This window comes from Actinocorallia herbida (genome assembly GCF_003751225.1).
GTDB lineage: Bacteria > Actinomycetota > Actinomycetes > Streptosporangiales > Streptosporangiaceae > Actinocorallia > Actinocorallia herbida.
The window spans coordinates 8,505,467-8,522,140 of record NZ_RJKE01000001.1 but is presented as its reverse complement, the minus strand read 5'-3'; the positions used below and the strand labels follow the sequence as shown (position 1 = coordinate 8,522,140).

Genomic DNA, 16,674 nt, shown 5'->3' with positions numbered 1-16,674 from the left:
CTGTATGGCTAGGCTTTCGTATGGCCAATCTACTGCCCGGTCTGTCGTCGATGAAGGGTTCTCAACGGTGAAGCTCCTGGTCACGGGTGGTGCTGGATACATCGGCAGCGTCGTCGCGGCTCTCCTGATCGAGGCGGGGCACGAGGTGGTCGTGCTCGACGACCTGTCGGTGGGCCATGCCGACGCGGTGCCGCAGGCGGCCCGGTTCGTTCAGGGGACCTTGCGCGAGAAGGCCGCGGACGTCCTCGGCGAGGGCGGGTTCGACGCGGTGCTGCACTTCGCCGCCAAGTCGCAGGTCGGCGAGTCGGTGCGGCTGCCCGCGCTGTACTGGGACCGCAACCTCGGCGAGTCGCTCGCGCTGTTCGAGGCGATGCGCGGGCACGGCGTGCGCAAGATCGTCTTCTCCTCGACCGCGGCGACCTACGGGGAGCCCGAGCAGGTGCCGATCCCCGAGGACGCGCCCACCCGGCCGACCAGCCCCTACGGCCAGACGAAGCTGGCGATCGACGGGGTGCTCACCGAGTTCGCCAGGCTGTACGGGTTCGGCGCGGTGTCGCTCAGATACTTCAACGTGGCGGGCGCGCACGGCAGGTTCGGCGAGCGCCACGACCCGGAGACCCATCTGATCCCGAACGTGCTGCGGGTCCCGTCCGGCGCGGTGCCGCACGTGAGCGTCTTCGGCGACGACTACGCGACGCCCGACGGCACCTGCGTCCGCGACTACATCCACGTGGTCGACCTCGGCGACGCCCATCTGCTCGCGCTGGGGGCGGCCGAGCCGGGCACGCACCGGATCTACAACCTCGGCAGCGGCAGCGGCTACTCCGTCCAGGAGGTGATCGACGTGTGCCGGGAGGTCACCGGCCATCCGATCCCGGCCGTGGTGGCGCCGCGCCGCCCCGGCGACCCGGCCGTGCTCGTCGCCTCGTCGGCGAAGATCCAGGACGAGCTCGGCTGGAAGCCGGAGCGCGACCTGCGCGCCATGGTCCGCGACGCCTGGGAGTTCGCCAAGTGAGCGGCCTGCCGACCTCGGGGGTCTGGCACGGGCCGGGCCGGGTCAACCTCATCGGCGAGCACACCGACTACAACGACGGCCTCGTGCTGCCCTTCGCGCTGCCGCAGGGGATCACCGCCGAGGCGTCCCGGCGCGACGACGGCATCCTGGAACTGCACTCGAACGGCCAGTCCGCGACCGTCCCGCTGGACGGCCTGGCGCCCGGTTCGGTCCAGGGCTGGGCCGCCTACGCGGCGGGCGTCGCGGGCGCCCTGCGCGAGGCGGGGCACCCGGTGGGCGGGGCCACGCTGCGGTACTCCTCCGATGTGCCCTCGGGCTCCGGCCTGTCGTCGTCGGCGGCCCTGGAGTGCGTCACCGCGGTCGCGCTCAACGACATGTACGGGCTCGGCCTTTCGGCCAAGGAACTCGTGCCGTTCGCGCAGCGGGCCGAGAACGCCTATGCGGGGGTGCCCACGGGCGTCCTCGACCAGTCGGCCTCGCTGCTGTGCACCGCCGAGCACGCGCTGCTCCTCGACGTCCGCTCCGGCCTGTCGTCGCAGATCCCGCTGGAGCTGGGCGGTTTCCGGATCCTGATCGTCGACACGCGGGTGCACCACGCGCTCGGCGACGGCAAGTACGGCGAGCGCCGCGCGGAGTGCGAGGAGGCGGCCCGGCTGCTCGGGGTGCCCGCGCTGCGCGATGTGCGGAACCTCGGCGAGGCCCTGGGCAGGTTGAAGGACCCGGTGCTGCGCCGCCGCGTCAAGCACGTGGTCACCGAGAACCACCGGGTGGAGGCGACCGTCGGCCTCCTGCGCGCGGGCGCGATCGCCGAGGTCGGCGCCCTCCTGAACGCCTCCCACCTGTCGCTCCGCGACGACTACCAGGTCTCCTGGCCGGAGGCCGACTTCACCGTCGAGGCGGCGGTCCGCGCGGGCGCCCGCGGCGGCCGCATGGTCGGTGGCGGCTTCGGCGGCTCGGTCATCCTCCTGACCCGCGCCGACACCCTCGACACCGTCCGCGACGCCGTCACCGCCCGCTTCGCCACCGCCGGCCGCCCCGCCCCCGACTACCTCGTCGCCACCGCCGCCCCCGGCGCCCGGCGCCTCTCCTGACGTCCGGCGCCCCCCTCGGGCGGCCGGGAAAGAGCTGGTCAAGGGGGGCGTACGGCACTTTCGCCGCGTGACGTGCGGGGTATGCGGCTCGTATGGGCTTGCATCGGGTGCGGGGGAAGATCGATCCGCTGGACGACGTGTTCAGCATGCCGTTGAGCGAGCGGGTGCTGCCGAAACGGCGGGTGCCGGACGGGGAGAGCGATCCGCGGTCGGCGTTCGAGGCGGTGCGGGCCGAGCTGCGGCTCGACGGGGAGTCGGCGCAGAACCTCGCGACGTTCTGCACGACGTACAGCAGCGCCGAGGTGCGGGAGCTGATGGCGCTGTGCCTCGACAAGAACATGATCGACAAGGACGAGTACCCGCAGACCGCCGAGATCGAGGCGCGGTGCGTGCGGATGCTCGCCGACCTGTGGAACTGCGCGGCCGACGACACGGTCGGCTGCTCCACCACCGGGTCGAGCGAGGCGGCGATGCTCGGCGGGCTCGCGCTGAAATGGCGGTGGCGCAAGGCGCGCAGGGCCGCGGGCAGGCCCGCCGACCGGCCGAACCTGGTGTGCGGGCCGGTCCAGGTGTGCTGGGAGAAGTTCTGCCGCTACTTCGACGTGGAGATGCGGCAGATCCCGCTGGAGAAGGGCGCGACGGGCCTGCGCCCGCACCAGCTCGCCGACCACGTGGACGAGAACACCATCGGGGTCGTCGCGATCCTCGGCGTCACCTACACCTGCGACTACGAGCCCGTCGCGGAGATCGCCGCGGAGCTGGACCGGCTCCAGGCCAGGACCGGCCTCGACGTGCCCATCCATGTGGACGCGGCCAGCGGCGGGTTCGTCGCCCCGTTCCTCCAGCCGAACCTCGTGTGGGACTTCCGCGTCAACCGGGTCGCGTCGATCAACGCCTCGGGCCACAAGTACGGGATGGCGCCCCTCGGCGTCGGCTGGGCGGTGTGGGCGTCGGCGGAGATGCTGCCCGAGGAGCTGGTGTTCGACGTCAGCTATCTCGGCGGGGACATGCCGACGTTCGCGCTCAACTTCTCCCGGCCGGGCGGTGAGATCATCGCGCAGTACTACACGCTGCTCCGGCTGGGCCGGGAGGGCTACCGCAAGATCGCGCAGGCCAACGCGGACACCGCGCGCTACCTCGCCGAGCGGATCAAGGCGATGGGCCCGTTCGAGCTGCTCTACGACGGCCAGGGCGCGCTGCCCGCGGTGAGCTACAAGCTGCGGGAGGGCGCGCGCTTCTCCCTGTACGACCTGAGCGAGCAGCTGCGGACCCGCGGCTGGCAGGTGCCGTCCTACCCGCTGCCGCCCGACCGCGACGACACCACGATCCAGCGGGTGCTGGTCAGGCACGGCGTCGGCAAGGACGAGATCTCGCTGCTCGCCGACGACATGGAACGGGCCCTGAGACGGATCCCCGACGGTGGCACGGGCGCCCCGCGGCGGCCGGGATTCCACCACTGAGGGGCAGGCCCCGTCAGGCGGCGTCCGGGTCGGACCGGGTGGGGTGGTCGGCGCGGTGGACCTTGCCGCGGGTCGACGTCCAGGAGACGGCGAGGAACGTCATCCGGCTGACCACGTTCATCCACAGCAGCGCGCCGACGAGGACCGCGAACGAGGCGTAGATCGGGTTGCTGGTGACCGTGCCGAGCAGCAGCGCGGCGAGCGTCTTCAGCACCTCGAAGAGCACGGCGGCCAGCAGGGCGCCCTTGAACACGTGCCGCCAGGACGCCTTGGTGCCCGAAAGCCGGGTGAACAGGGCGAGGTAGATGAGGGTGTTGAACACCAGCGCGACCACGATCGAGACGGGCCGCAGCGTGAGCGTCGCCCAGATGCCGCCGATGCCGGTGAACTCCAGCGCCTGGCCGGTCAGGCTGGTGGCGAGGGTGGTGGCGGCGACCGAGCAGATCAGCATGAGGCCGAGGAAGGCCAGCACCCACAGGTCGCGCAGCTTCAGCAGGAGGAAGTTGCCCTCGGTCTTGGGCTCGAGCCCCCACAGGGTGCGGATCGACTTGCGCAGGTTCCCGGCCCAGCCGAGCCCGGTCCAGGCGAGGCCGACGAGGCCGATGACGCTCGCGCCGACCCTGGCCCCCGCGATGCGCTCGACGTCGAGGCGGGTCGCCAGGCCCGGCAGGTACTCGTTGATCGCCGTGATCAGCCAGCCCTGGAACGTCTCGCTGAAGTGCAGCGAGTACCCGAGCAGCGCGTAGGCGAGCGCCAGCATCGGAAAGAACGACAGGAACGAGTAGAAGGTGAGCGCCGCGGCCATGTCGTCGCCGCCCCGCGCGGTGTAGCACGCCCAGGTTCGCGCCAGATGGTCGAACCAGGGCTGTTTCGCGCGTGCCGTCCGAATCCGGGAGGCCCACAGGTCGCCGGAGAACAACTCCTTGACCCGTGCGAACCACCGCTTCATCCTCCGGACTCTATCTTCCCGATGGTCTTCCGCCCCAGCCCTCGCCGGGCGCGGCCGGGCCGGGGAATCGCCCGGGAGTGGCGAATTGTGGCCCCGCCGTGCCGGACGGGAAAGACGGTAAGGCTCCTGCTGGAGGGCGTGGCGCGCTAGCTTCTTGCCGTCCGTGAGCGGAAGGGTGCGGAATGTGTTCGACGGGGAGGAGCGGCCGCCGAGGAGTGCGCTCGGGGCTCTGCTGACGTTCGGGGCCGGGGTGCTGGCCGGCGGGATCGTGTGCGGGGTCGTGCTGGCGCTGCCGCGGCCCGTCCGGAAGGCGGAGCGGACGGCGGAGACGCTGACGCCGCCGGTGGTGCGGGTGCCCGTGGACGGGACCGACGTGCGGGTGACGGTCGACCACCGGCGCGTCCGGGTCGAGAACGTCAGCCGGGGGCAGACCGGCCGGCTGCGGCTGGAGTTCCGGGCCCGGCACCGGGTGCCCGCCGACTGCGGCGACTGCGTCTGGCCGCGCGGCCTCCCCCCGGGCGGCACCCTCACCGTGACGCTGCGCGGCGAGGACGGCCCGGTCCGCGTCCGGGCCGTCACCGAGGTGCCCGACCGGGCGCCCGCCGACAATGAGGCGCGCGCCCGCTAGGCCGTCACTCGTCCGGGGCCTCGATGGCGGGCCTGCGCCGCCTGCGCACCAGCAGGATGGCGCCGCCCGCGACGACGAAGCCGCCGCCGACGCCCGCCAGGACGAGGTTCACCGAGGCCTTGCGCTGGGCGGGCACGGGCGCCGCCGCGTTCGTCGCGCCGGGGTCCGCGAGCGCCGTCGGCTCGGTGCCGGGCGGCGCGGGCAGCGACTCGACGGCCTGGACCTTGCCCGCGTTGGCGAAGCCGTAGTCGAACAGGGCCTTGGCGTTGTCCCACAGGCTGTCGGCCGCCATCAGCGCGATGATGATCTTGTGTCCGTCGCGCTCGGCCGCGCCGACGAACGTCTGCTTGGCGGCGTTGGTGTAGCCGTTCTTGCCCGCGACGAACCCGTCATAGGCCGCCGACTGGGTCGGCAGCATCCGGATGTGCGAGTAGATCGGCATCTTGTACTTCTTGGTCTTCTTCTTCTTCGTCTTCTTGTCCTTGACCTCGCGCAACGCGGGGAACGTCGCGTCGTTGGTCTGGGCGTAGGAGACGAAGTCGGGCAGGGTCAGGCCCTGCCGGAGGATCACCGCGAGGTCGTAGGACGTCGTGTGCTGGGTCTTGACGTTGAGGCCGAGGTCCACGTCGAGGCCGTTGGGCGAGCCCGCGAGCGTGTCGTTCGCGCCGAGCCGCTTGGCCTCGGCGTTCATCAGGTCGAGCGTCGGCTTCATCCCGCCCTGCGGGACCGTCAGCGACATCGCCGCGTCGTTCGCCGAGACCATGAGCAGCGCGCGGAACAGATCGGCGGCCTTGTAGGTGAGCTTCGGCGTCATGCCGACCTTGGTGCCCTCGGGATAGCACGTCTCCTCGGTCGGCCTGATCTCCGCGTCGGCGCCCAGCAGCGGGATCAGGGTCACCGCGGTGAGCACCTTCTGGGTGCTGGCGGGCAGCAGGTGCAGATGCGGGTTCTTGGCCGCGAGGACCTCCCCGGTCTCCGCGTCGGCGACGATCCAGGACCGCGCCTTGATCTTCTTCAGCTGGCCGGGCAGCCGCGGCGCGGCGGCGGACACGGCGGTGCCGGGCGTCAGCAGCGCGACCATGCAGGCGGTGACGAGCGCGGACGCGGCGCGCAATGGAAGTCCCATGAAGACGAGAGCCTAAACCGCCGGACGGCGCAGGACCCATAGTCTGCAAGGGTGAAATCTCGTCCGACCGGCCTGTTCCTCATGGGGCTGGCCGTTTTCATGGTCTTCGAGTGGGTCATGCTGGCCAAGAACCTCGGCAGCGGACCGAGGCGCTCCGACGCCTTCTACGTGATCCACTACATCCTCTGCGCCGTCAATGTCGTGCTCGCCGTGATCCTCGCGAGGATCGGCTGGAAAGCATGGAAGAGCGCCTCTTGACACCCCGGTCACCCACACCAGATAAGCGCTCGCCTACGATCCCAACCATGGAGTTGGCAGCTGCCTTCCCCCCAGCTGAGCGCGAGCGTTGGCGGGAGCAATTGAAGGGCGTACTCCGCAAGTCCGGAGCCGCCACCGAAGACACCCCACTCGACTCCGTCGAGGGGCTGCTCACCAGGCAGTCCTACGACGGCGTCCCGATCTCTCCGCTGTACACCGCGGACGAGGCAGTCCCCTCCCGCCCCTTCGCGACCGCGCCGCGCGAGGGCGAGGAGACCCCGTTCGGGTGGGACGTGCGCCAGCGGCACGACGACCCGGATCCCGCCACCACCAAGGCCGCGATCCTCGACGACCTCGAGAACGGCGCCACCTCCGTCTGGCTGACGGTCGGCGCGGCGGGCCTCCCCGTCACCGCGCTCGCCGAGGTCCTGAAGGAGGTCCACACCGACCTCGCCCCCGTCGTCCTGGACGCGGGACCGCAGACCCGGCAGGCGGCCGAGGCGTTCTTCAAGATCGCCAAGCCGGCCACGCGCGGCAACCTGGGCGCCGACCCGCTGGGCCTCGCCGCCCGCACCGGCTTCCTGGTGCCCGTGCCCGTCGACCTCGCCCAGAAGGCCGTCGCCGAGTTCCCCGGCGTCCGCACCTTCGCGGTCGACGGCACCGTCTACCACGACGCGGGCGGCTCGGACGCGCAGGAGCTCGGCGCGGTCCTCGCCGCGGCCGTCGCCTACCTGCGCGAGCTGACCGAGGCCGGCCTCACCGTCGACGAGGCGGCCGGGCAGATCGAGTTCCGCTACGCCGCGCACGCGGGGCAGTTCGCGACCATCGCGAAGCTGCGCGCCGCGCGCCGCCTGTGGACCCGCGTCGCCTCGCTCTCGGGCGTCGCCGACACGACCGCGACGATCCACGCCGTCACCTCGAACGCGATGATGACGAAGCGCGATCCGTGGGTGAACATGCTGCGCACCACCGTGGCGTGCTTCGCCGCGGGCGTGGGCGGCGCCGACGCCGTCACGGTCCAGCCGTTCGACGCGCGCCTCGGCCTGCCGGACACGTTCTCGCGCAGAATCGCCCGCAACGACCAGATGCTCCTGCTCGAGGAGTCCTCCCTGGCCCGGGTCGTCGACCCGGCGGGCGGCTCCTGGTACGTCGAGTCCCTCACCGAGGAGCTCGCGCAGGCCGCCTGGGCGTTCTTCACCGAGATCGAGCAGGCCGGCGGGCTCGCCGCAGCGCTCGAATCCGGGTTCCTGGAGAACGCGCTCGCCGCCACCTGGGCGGCCAGGCGCAAGGACATCGCGCGCCGCAAGGCCCCGCTCACCGGCATCAGCGAGTTCCCCAACCTCGCCGAGAAGCTGCCCGCGCGCCCCGCCGCGCCCGCGCCGCTCGGTGGCGGACTGCCCCGGCACACCTACGGGCAGGACTTCGAGGCCCTCCGGGACCTCGCCGACGCCCAGGGCGTCCGGCCCAAGGTCTTCCTCGCCACCCTCGGCCCCGTCGCCGTGCACACCGCGCGCGCGAGCTTCGCGGCCAACCTGTTCCAGGCGGGCGGCATCGAGACGGCCACCGGCACCGTCGACGAGTTCGAAGGCGGCGTCGCCGTCATCTGCTCCAGCGACAAGCTGTACGCCGAGCAGGCCGAGGAGACCGCGCGGACCCTGCGCGCGCGCGGCGCGGTCAAGGTCTGGCTCGCGGGCAAGGGCGAGTACACCGGCGTGGACGGCCGGGTCTTCGCCGGGTGCAACGCGATCGACGTCCTGGAGGAGACCCTCCGGGACCTGGGAGTGACGGTATGAGCATCCCCGACTTCTCACACCTGACGCTCGGCGACCCCGAGGCCCCGGCCGTCACCGAGGGCCGCTGGCGCGCGGCCGCGGGCGACCGCCCGGCCTGGAACACGCCCGAGGGCATCGCCGTGCAGCCGCTGTACGACGCCGCCGATCTCGAAGGGCTCGACTTCCTCGGGACGTTCCCGGGCATCAAGCCGTACCTGCGCGGCCCGTACGCCCCGATGTACGCCACCCAGCCTTGGACGATCCGGCAGTACGCCGGCTTCTCCACCGCCGAGGAGTCCAACGCCTTCTACCGCCGTAACCTCGCGGCCGGGCAGAAGGGCCTCTCGGTGGCGTTCGACCTCGCCACCCACCGCGGCTACGACTCCGACCACCCGCGCGTGGCGGGCGACGTCGGCATGGCGGGCGTGGCGATCGACTCCATCTACGACATGCGGCAACTGTTCGACGGGATCCCGCTGGACAAGATGTCGGTGTCGATGACCATGAACGGCGCGGTCCTGCCCGTCCTGGCCCTCTACGTGGTCGCGGCCGAAGAGCAGGGGGTGAAGCCGGAGCAGCTCGCGGGGACGATCCAGAACGACATCCTCAAGGAGTTCATGGTCCGGAACACCTACATCTACCCGCCCTCGCCGTCGATGCGCATCATCTCCGACATCTTCGCCTACACGTCGCAGAAGATGCCGAAGTACAACTCGATCTCCATCTCGGGCTACCACATCCAGGAGGCCGGGGCCACGGCCGACCTGGAGCTGGCGTACACGCTGGCCGACGGCGTCGAGTACATCCGGGCCGGCCGCGACGCGGGCCTCGACATCGACGCGTTCGCGCCGCGCCTGTCCTTCTTCTGGGCGATCGGCATGAACTTCTTCATGGAGGTCGCCAAGATGCGGGCCGGGCGCCTGCTGTGGGCGAGGCTCGTGAAGGACTTCGACCCCAAGAACGACAAGTCCCTGTCGCTGCGCACCCACTCGCAGACCTCCGGCTGGTCCCTCACCGCCCAGGACGTCTTCAACAACGTCGCGCGGACCTGCGTCGAGGCGATGGCCGCGACCCAGGGGCACACCCAGTCGCTGCACACCAACGCGCTCGACGAGGCGCTCGCGCTGCCGACGGACTTCTCCGCCCGCATCGCCCGCAACACCCAGCTCCTGCTCCAGCAGGAGTCGGGCACCACGCAGGTCATCGACCCGTGGGGCGGCTCCTACTACCTGGAGAAGCTCACCCACGACCTCGCCGCGCGCGCCTGGGAGCACATCCAGGAGGTCGAGAAGTACGGCGGTATGGCCAAGGCCATCGACGAGGGCCTGCCCAAGCTGCGCATCGAGGAGGCCGCGGCCCGCACCCAGGCCCGGATCGACTCCGGTCGCCAGCCCGTCATCGGCGTCAACAAGTACCGGCCCGACGTCGACGAGATGATCGACGTGCTCAAGGTCGACAACGCCTCGGTCCGGGCGCAGCAGATCGCCAAGCTGGAGCGGCTGCGCGCCGAGCGCGACCCGCAGGCCGTCGAGCGGGCGCTGTCCGCGCTCACCGCGGCCGCCGGGGCCGACGCGGTCGGCGACCTGGAGCACAACCTGCTCAAGCTGGCCATCGACGCGGCCCGCGCGAAGGCCACCGTCGGGGAGATCTCCGACGCGCTGGAGAAGGTGTACGGTCGGCATTCCGCGACCATCCGCACCATCTCGGGCGTCTACCGTGAGGAGGCCGGCGCCGTGTCCGTCATGGAGGAGGCCCGCGCGGCCACCGACGAGTTCGCCGAGGCCGAGGGCCGCCGCCCCCGCATCCTGGTCGCCAAGATGGGCCAGGACGGGCACGACCGCGGTCAGAAGGTGATCTCCTCCGGCTTCGCCGACCTCGGCTTCGACGTCGACGTCGGCCCGCTGTTCCAGACCCCGGAGGAGGTGGCCCGCCAGGCCGTCGAGGCCGACGTGCACATCGTCGGCGTCAACTCCCTGGCCGCAGGCCACCTCACCCTGGTGCCCGCGCTCAAGACCGCGCTGGCGGAGCTGGACCGTCCCGACATCATGGTCGTCGTGGGCGGCGTCATCCCGCCGCAGGACTTCGACGAGCTGCGCGCGGCGGGGGCGGCGGCCATCTTCGGTCCGGGGACGGTCATCGCCGAGGCCGCGCTGGACCTGCTCAAAGAGCTGTCCGCGAGCCTCGGCCACGCCTGATCGGTCCTCGCGAAATGCCTGACGTCAAGGACTACGTGACCGGTGTCCGGGAGGGCTCCCGGGCGTGGATCGCCCGCGCGATCACGCTCGTGGAGTCCACCCGGCCCGATCACCGGGCGCTCGCCCAGGCCGTGCTGGCCGAGCTGACCCCGTTCGCCGGGAACGCCCGGCGCATCGGGATCACCGGGGTGCCCGGGGTCGGCAAGTCCACCACGATCGACGCGCTCGGCATGCACCTCATCGACCGGGGCCACCGGGTCGCCGTGCTGGCCGTGGACCCCTCGTCCACCCGGCACGGCGGCTCGATCCTCGGTGACAAGACGAGGATGGTCCGGCTTTCGGCGAGTCCGGCGGCGTTCATCCGTCCGTCGCCGACGGCGGGCACCCTCGGCGGGGTGGCCAAGGCGACCCGTGAGGCGATGGTCGTCATGGAGGCGGCGGGCTACGACGTCGTCCTCGTGGAGACGGTCGGGGTCGGCCAGTCCGAGACGACCGTCGCGGAGATGACCGACTCGTTCCTCTTCCTCACCATCGCCCGGACCGGCGACCAGCTCCAGGGCATCAAGAAGGGCGTCCTGGAACTCGCCGACGTGATCGCCGTCAACAAGGCCGACGGCCCCCACGAGCTGGAGGCCAAGAAGGCGGCCCGTGAACTCGCGGGCGCCCTCCGCCTTCTCCGCGGCAACGACCGCGTCGTCCCCGTCCTCACCTGCAGCGCCCTGGAGGGCACCGGCCTGGCCGACGTCTGGGACCAGATCGTCGCCCACCAGGAGGACCTGGAGGCGTCCGGCGAACTCGCCCGCCGCCGCCGCGCCCAGCAGGTCCGCTGGACCTGGTCCATGGTCGAGGACCGCCTCCTCCACGCTCTCCACACCCACCCCTCCATCCGCGCCATCGCCCCCACCCTCGAAGCCCAGGTCGCCTCCGGCGAAACCACCCCCGCCACCGCCGCCGACCTCCTCCTCCAAGCCTTCACCACCCCCGGAACCACTGAGGAACCCGAAGACCGCTGAAGACTCCTGTCGATCACCGCGCCGCGCCGTCGGAGTGGTGATCGACGCCTTTTCGGGGGCGGAGGGCGGTGAGGGTCGTCTCGCCCGGGGGGCGGGTAGGGACGGGGGGATAGTGGGCAGATCGTGGGGATGGGTCGGGCTTTCCGGCTCTTGTGGTTGAGATCTGGAGGAGTCGTGGGCATTCGGTTTAATCCCTCGCGGGGGGCAACGTTGGGTGTGGAGTGGGAGCTACAGCTCGTCGACGGCGAGTCGCGGCTTCTGCGGCAGGACGCGGGGGAGTTGCTGGGGGATGTGCCGGAGCTGAGTGAAGGGAAGTTCACGAAGCTCAGGCACGAGCTGATGGAGTCGACGGTGGAGGTGGTCACCGATCCGTGCTTCACGGTGCAGGAGATCACCGCGGACCTCGGGCGGACCATCGGGCGGCTGCGGGACGCGGCCAAGCCGCGGGGGATCGAGCTGGCCTGCACCGGGAGTCATGCGATCAGCGACTGGCGGGACGCGGTGATGGCCCCGGTCGCGCGCTACCACGAGCTCGTCGAGGAGATGCAGTGGCTGGTGCGCCGGATCCAGACGTTCGGCGTGCATGTGCACGTCGGGGTGACCGATCAGGACAAGGCGATCCCGATCATCAATGCTTTGTCCAGGTACCTACCGCATTTTCTGGCGTTGACCGCATCTAGCCCGTTCTGGAACGCCGACGACACGGGCCTCGCCTCCGCCCGCTCGATCATCTTCGGCGACCTCCCGACCGCGGGTCCGCCGCATTCGCTGAGTGACTGGCCGGAGTTCGAGGGTTACATGGACACCCTGCTCAGGGCCGGGACGATTCGGTCGATCAAGGAAGTCTGGTGGGATATCCGGCCGCATCCCGACTTCGGCACTGTGGAGATCCGCATGTTCGATGGAATCCCGACAATGCGGGAGGTAGGGATGGTCACAGCGCTCTGCCAGGCCCTCGTCACGCTTTTCGAGCAGCAAATCGATCGCGGATATGCGCTTCCGCGCCCGGCGGCCTGGGTTGTCCGTGATAATAAATGGCGAGCGACCCGATACGGGCTCGACGCCATCATCATCACCGATGACTACGGACGTACCGCGCCGCTACGTGACGACCTCTACGAACTCGCCTCAGAGCTGGCTCCCGTGGCAGACCGCCTCGGGTGCACCGAGCAGCTGAAGGTGGTCGGCGATGTCCTCGAACACGGCGCCTCCTACGAGCGCCAGCGCGCGATCCGCGACGAGGGCGGCAGCCTGGAGGACGTCGTGACAGCCACGATCATGGAGTTCGACGAGAACAGGTTCGTCGGGCCTCGGGAGGTCGTCCATGCAGGGACGACCTGACGATACGCCCTCCGGGCCCGACGCCGACTCCGTCGACTCCGTCATGCCTGAGGGGGAGCACATGACGCAGCTTCATCCAGGGGTGATCCCGTCCCTGGAACGCCCGGTCACCGAAGCCACCGACCTGAGCGGTCACCTGGAGGTCTTCCTCGACCGGCACGCCGACGCCCTAGTCGGCTTCCGCCGCGACCTGCACATGCACCCCGAACTCGGATTCACCGAGTACCGCACCACGGCCCGCCTCGTCGAGCAGCTCAAGGAGGCGGGTCTCGAACCCCGCGTCCTGCCCAAGGGCACCGGCGTGATCTGCGACATCGGCCCCGCCGACGGCCCCACGATCGCGCTGCGCGCCGACATCGACGCGCTGCCCCTGCCCGATGAGAAGGACGTCTCCTACGCGTCCACCGTGCCCGGCATCAGCCACGCCTGCGGCCACGACGTGCACACCACCGTCGTGCTCGGCGCGGGGCTGTTCCTCGCCGAGCAGGCCGCGAAGGGTCTGCTGCCCGGCCGGGTGCGGCTGCTGTTCCAGCCCGCCGAGGAGAACCCGGGCGGGGCGCTCGACGTGATCGCCGCGGGCGGGCTCGTCGGGGTGGACCGGATCTTCGGCCTGCACTGCGAGCCGAGGTTCGAGGTGGGCGAACTCGGGGTGCGGCCCGGCCCGATCACCGCGGCCTGCGACAAGGTGTTCGTCAAGGTCACCGGCCCCGGCGGGCACACCGCCCGGCCGCATCTGACCGCGGACCTCGTGTACGCGCTCGCCAAGATCGTCACGGAGCTGCCCGCCGCGCTCTCGCGCCGGGTGGACCCGCGCTCCAGCCTCAGCCTCGTGTGGGGCCGGATGAACGCGGGCTCGGTCGCCAACGCCATCCCCGACCAGGGCCTGGCCGAGGGCACCGTCCGCTGCCTCGACGACGAGGCCTGGCACCGCGCCCCCGACCTCATGCGGTCGCTGCTCGACTCCGTCGCCGGCGCCTATGACGTCGAGGCGTCGCTGGAGTACGTGCGCGGCGTCCCGCCGACCGTCAACGACTCGGCCAGCGTCCAGATGTTCCGGGACGCGGGCTCGGCGGTGCTCGGCCACGACAAGGTGGTCACCGCCCCGCAGAGCCTCGGCGGCGACGACTTCGGCTACTACGTCGAGGCGGTGCCCGGCGCGTACGGGCGGCTCGGTGTCCGCACACCCGGTATGCCCGAGTACGACCTGCACCGCGGTGACTTCGACGTCGACGAGGGCTGTATCCCGGTCGGGGTGCGCATCCTCGTCTCCACGGTGCTGACGGCGCTGTGCGACGTGCCGCGCGCCACCGTCCCCGACGACCTGGAGTCGGCCGGGGCGTGATCGCCCGCGCCGCCCCTCGGGGGCGGCGCTACTTCCGGTAGAGCGCCATGTCGTCGCAGGCTCCCGTGCCCGGGAGCACCCGCCAGCAGTACAGGCGGGCGGTGGTCTGGTCACCCGTCTTGAACGTGGCGCTCACCCGGGTCCAGCCCTTGTTGCCGGAGCTGCCCGCCCTGGGGTCGCCGCCGTAGTCCTTGGCGCCGACGTACGTCTTGCCTCCGTTGGCCGTCACCCAGCCGGCGACGATGTAGGTCGTGTTCGGCTTGAGGCCCGTCACGACGAGTTCGACGGCGGCGTCGTAGCCCTGGCCCGGCTTGAGCAGGACCGCCTTGCCGCCCGCGTGGGACTTCTTCGCGCCGAGGAACGCCACGGCGCGCGGCTGCCACTTGCCGAAGCCCTTCTCGAACCCGCCGTTGGCGATGAGGTTCGTCTTGGGCTTCGGCGGTGCGGGCTTCGTGGTCGGCTTGGGCTTCGGCTTGGGCTTGGGCGACCCGCCGTTCTTCGTCTCCTCGGCGGAGTCCAGGGTCGGGGCCACCGAGGTCGGCGCGGCGGTCGGCGTGACCGAGGCGGTGACGCCGGGCACGCCGGGCTTGGCGACGGTCGCGTCGGCGGGGTCGTCGCCGATCCGGGTCAGCACGACCGCCCCGGCGAGCGCGACGACCACGGCGGCCGAGGCGGCGGCGGCGACGAGCACTCCGCGGCGCTTCCTGCGCGGCGCGGGGCCCGCGACGAGCAGGCCCGCGTCCCACGGCTGCTGCGGCGCGGCCTGCTGGTGCCAGGCGGCCTGACCGGGGTCCGCGGGGGCCGCCGCAGGGTCGGCCGCGAAGGCGGCGGGGTCGCTCACCGTCGCGTACGCCGCGGTGGCGGCCTGCGGCTCGGCGCGGGTCGCGAAGGGGTCGGCGGTCGTCGCGAAGGGGTCCGCGATGGTGGCGAACGGGTCCGCGGGGAGCGGCTGCACGGTGGTCGCGCCCGCTTCCGGCAGCGGCTGGACCGTGGTCGCGGCCGCCTCGGGCAGGGGCTGGACGGTCGTCGCGGCGGCCTCGGGCAGCGGTTGCGTCGTGCTCGACGGCGGCTCGGCCGCGAAGGCCGCGGTGGCTTCGGCCTGCGGCTGCTCGGCGGCCTCCAGGGCGGACCGCGCTGCGGCGGCGAGGTCGTCGGCGCTGGGCGCGGTCTGCTCACGGGGCGCGGCGGCCTCCGCGAGCAGCGCCGCGGCCGTGACGATCCCGCCGGGCTGCTCCGGCGTCTCCTTCACGAGCGACGGACCCTGTCCGACGGGTTCGGCGGGCCACTCCGCGGCGGCCGGCGCCGTCAGCGGGTCGAGGGCCGGGCCCTGGTTCGGCGCGGAGGCGGCCTTCACCAGTGAGGGCGGCCCCTGGACGTCCTGCGCCGCCCCGGCCTCCGGAGACACCGGCACGGCGGGCGGCAGGGCGTCCGCGCCGAAGGCCGCGGGCTGCGCGCCGAACGCGGCGGGCTGGGCCGAGTACGGGTCGGCGGGCACGGTCTCCGGGCCGACGGGCGCGGCGAAGGGCGTCTGCCCGGCGTCGCCGCCGACGGACGCGGCGAAGGCCGCGGGCTGCGCGGCGTTCGGGTCGAAGACCGCGGGTCGGGCGGCGTAGGGGTCGGCGGGGGCCGCGGGCTGTGCGGGCTCGGTACCGGGGACCACGGGCTGGGCGGCGAACGGGGCCGAGGATTGCGCGGGCTCCGCGCCGAAGGCCGCGGGCTGGGCGGCGAACGGGGCCGCGGGCTGCGCGGGCTCCGCGCCGAAGGCCGCGGGCTGGGCGGGGTCCGGGGCGAAAGCCCCGAGGGGGTCGGTGAGGGGGGAGGTGCCGAAGGTCGACGGCGGGGCGGGCGGCGCGGCGAGGGGGTGCAGGAGGGCCGCGGCGGCCGGGGGCGTGGCGCTCGCGCAGGACTCGACCTGGGCGGCCAGCCGGGGCGGGAGCGCCTCGGCGGAGCCCGCGGCGAAGGCCACGAGAGCGGCCCAGGCGCGGACGTCGTCGGCGAAGGCCGTGGGGCCCGCGGGGGTCAGCCCGTAGTCGGTGAGGACGGCGCCTGAGCCGGTCAGGAAGACGTTGACCGGGGTGAGCGCGCCGTGCGCGATGCCGTGGGCGTGCAGGCCGGCCAGCGCGGCGGCGACCTCGGCGGCGAGCCGCTCCAGATCCGGCGCGCCCAGCGGCAGTTCGGCCTCGGCCAGCGGCGTGCCCTCGACGTAGTCGGACATCAGGTACGGGCGGGCGCCGACCAGGCCCGTGGCGCGGGCCTTGGCGGTGTGCGGGATCTCCACGGAGACGAGCGTCTCCATGGCCCGCTGGAAGCCCTCCCACACCGCCGGGTCCTCGGTGAGGTGCGCGTGCAGGAGCTTGACGGCGATCTCGCCGCCGTCCTGCCGGCGGCCGAGGAAGACGACGCCGCGGGGGCCCGCGCCGAGCCGTCCGCTCAGCCAGAGCCCGCCGACGAGCCCAGGATCGCCGGGTTCGAAGGGTCGCATCG

General features: G+C 72.2%; 13 protein-coding genes. 10 read left to right on the top strand and 3 right to left on the bottom strand.

Going from position 1 to position 16,674, the window contains the following annotated elements:
* Nucleotides 1–67: 67 nt before the first annotated feature.
* The 3 genes from galE to gad all read left to right on the top strand — a co-directional run bounded on the left by galE (nt 68) and on the right by gad (nt 3,566).
* A complete protein-coding gene (gene galE / locus EDD29_RS38645) occupies nt 68–1,015 on the top strand; it encodes a UDP-glucose 4-epimerase GalE (protein ID WP_123669132.1) in 948 nt (315 codons plus the stop codon).
* Nucleotides 1,012–2,106, top strand: a complete 1,095-nt coding sequence (gene galK, locus EDD29_RS38640) for a galactokinase (RefSeq protein WP_246053227.1) — start codon at nt 1,012–1,014, stop codon at nt 2,104–2,106. Before galE ends, galK begins: the two co-directional genes overlap by 4 nt.
* Nucleotides 2,107–2,198: 92 nt before the next feature.
* Entirely contained in the window at nt 2,199–3,566 is a 1,368-nt protein-coding gene (gene gad / locus EDD29_RS38635; RefSeq protein WP_123669131.1) for a glutamate decarboxylase, read from the top strand.
* 13 nt (nt 3,567–3,579) lie between these two features.
* Here gad and EDD29_RS38630 read toward each other — a convergent pair whose 3' ends face one another.
* A complete protein-coding gene (locus EDD29_RS38630; protein ID WP_123669130.1) occupies nt 3,580–4,515 on the bottom strand; it encodes a YihY/virulence factor BrkB family protein in 936 nt (311 codons plus the stop codon).
* Nucleotides 4,516–4,699: 184 nt separating this feature from the next.
* Between EDD29_RS38630 and EDD29_RS38625 the strand changes: the two genes are divergently transcribed.
* Nucleotides 4,700–5,143 (top strand): hypothetical protein, encoded by a 444-nt coding sequence (locus EDD29_RS38625; RefSeq protein WP_123669129.1) that lies wholly within the window; start codon nt 4,700–4,702, stop codon nt 5,141–5,143.
* Between the two features lie 4 nt (nt 5,144–5,147).
* On the opposite strand, the gene EDD29_RS38620 is transcribed toward EDD29_RS38625, so the two are convergent.
* A complete protein-coding gene (locus EDD29_RS38620; protein WP_123669128.1) occupies nt 5,148–6,269 on the bottom strand; it encodes a D-alanyl-D-alanine carboxypeptidase family protein in 1,122 nt (373 codons plus the stop codon).
* 51 nt (nt 6,270–6,320) lie between these two features.
* Between EDD29_RS38620 and EDD29_RS45080 the strand changes: the two genes are divergently transcribed.
* From EDD29_RS45080 to EDD29_RS38595, 6 genes are all read left to right on the top strand, one after another.
* Entirely contained in the window at nt 6,321–6,527 is a 207-nt protein-coding gene (locus EDD29_RS45080; RefSeq protein WP_148086240.1) for an SCO4848 family membrane protein, read from the top strand.
* Nucleotides 6,528–6,574: 47 nt separating this feature from the next.
* Nucleotides 6,575–8,320, top strand: coding sequence for a methylmalonyl-CoA mutase family protein (locus EDD29_RS38615; RefSeq protein WP_123669127.1), 1,746 nt, complete (start codon nt 6,575–6,577; stop codon nt 8,318–8,320).
* The gene (gene scpA / locus EDD29_RS38610; protein WP_123669126.1) at nt 8,317–10,494 is read left to right on the top strand and encodes a methylmalonyl-CoA mutase; all 2,178 of its coding nucleotides are present in this window, start codon (nt 8,317–8,319) and stop codon (nt 10,492–10,494) included. The genes EDD29_RS38615 and scpA overlap by 4 nt, the downstream gene beginning before the upstream one ends.
* A gap of 14 nt (nt 10,495–10,508) precedes the next feature.
* Nucleotides 10,509–11,507: a methylmalonyl Co-A mutase-associated GTPase MeaB gene (meaB, locus tag EDD29_RS38605; protein ID WP_123669125.1), complete on the top strand. Its 999-nt coding sequence runs from the start codon at nt 10,509–10,511 to the stop codon at nt 11,505–11,507.
* 129 nt (nt 11,508–11,636) lie between these two features.
* Complete coding sequence (locus EDD29_RS38600; protein WP_425455019.1) at nt 11,637–12,848, top strand: glutamate--cysteine ligase; 1,212 nt, start codon at nt 11,637–11,639, stop codon at nt 12,846–12,848.
* Between the two features lie 61 nt (nt 12,849–12,909).
* On the top strand, nt 12,910–14,190 hold the full coding sequence (locus EDD29_RS38595) for an amidohydrolase (RefSeq protein WP_123670954.1): 1,281 nt from the start codon (nt 12,910–12,912) through the stop codon (nt 14,188–14,190).
* A 28-nt stretch (nt 14,191–14,218) separates the two neighbouring features.
* On the opposite strand, the gene EDD29_RS38590 is transcribed toward EDD29_RS38595, so the two are convergent.
* Complete coding sequence (locus EDD29_RS38590) at nt 14,219–16,672, bottom strand: carbohydrate binding domain-containing protein (protein ID WP_123669123.1); 2,454 nt, start codon at nt 16,670–16,672, stop codon at nt 14,219–14,221.
* Nucleotides 16,673–16,674 lie beyond the last annotated feature (2 nt).

Excerpts from the sequence above, each read along its gene's own strand:
- scpA (WP_123669126.1), top strand. The coding sequence starts at position 8,317 with ATGAGCATCCCCGACTTCTCACACCTGACGCTCGGCGACCCCGAGGCC.
- meaB (WP_123669125.1), top strand. The coding sequence starts at position 10,509 with ATGCCTGACGTCAAGGACTACGTGACCGGTGTCCGGGAGGGCTCCCGG.
- gad (WP_123669131.1), top strand. The coding sequence starts at position 2,199 with ATGGGCTTGCATCGGGTGCGGGGGAAGATCGATCCGCTGGACGACGTG.
- EDD29_RS38615 (WP_123669127.1), top strand. The coding sequence starts at position 6,575 with ATGGAGTTGGCAGCTGCCTTCCCCCCAGCTGAGCGCGAGCGTTGGCGG.
- EDD29_RS38630 (WP_123669130.1), bottom strand. The coding sequence starts at position 4,515 with ATGAAGCGGTGGTTCGCACGGGTCAAGGAGTTGTTCTCCGGCGACCTG.
- EDD29_RS38620 (WP_123669128.1), bottom strand. The coding sequence starts at position 6,269 with ATGGGACTTCCATTGCGCGCCGCGTCCGCGCTCGTCACCGCCTGCATG.
- EDD29_RS38590 (WP_123669123.1), bottom strand. The coding sequence starts at position 16,672 with ATGCGACCCTTCGAACCCGGCGATCCTGGGCTCGTCGGCGGGCTCTGG.
- EDD29_RS38600 (WP_425455019.1), top strand. The coding sequence starts at position 11,637 with ATGGGTCGGGCTTTCCGGCTCTTGTGGTTGAGATCTGGAGGAGTCGTG.
- EDD29_RS38595 (WP_123670954.1), top strand. The coding sequence starts at position 12,910 with ATGACGCAGCTTCATCCAGGGGTGATCCCGTCCCTGGAACGCCCGGTC.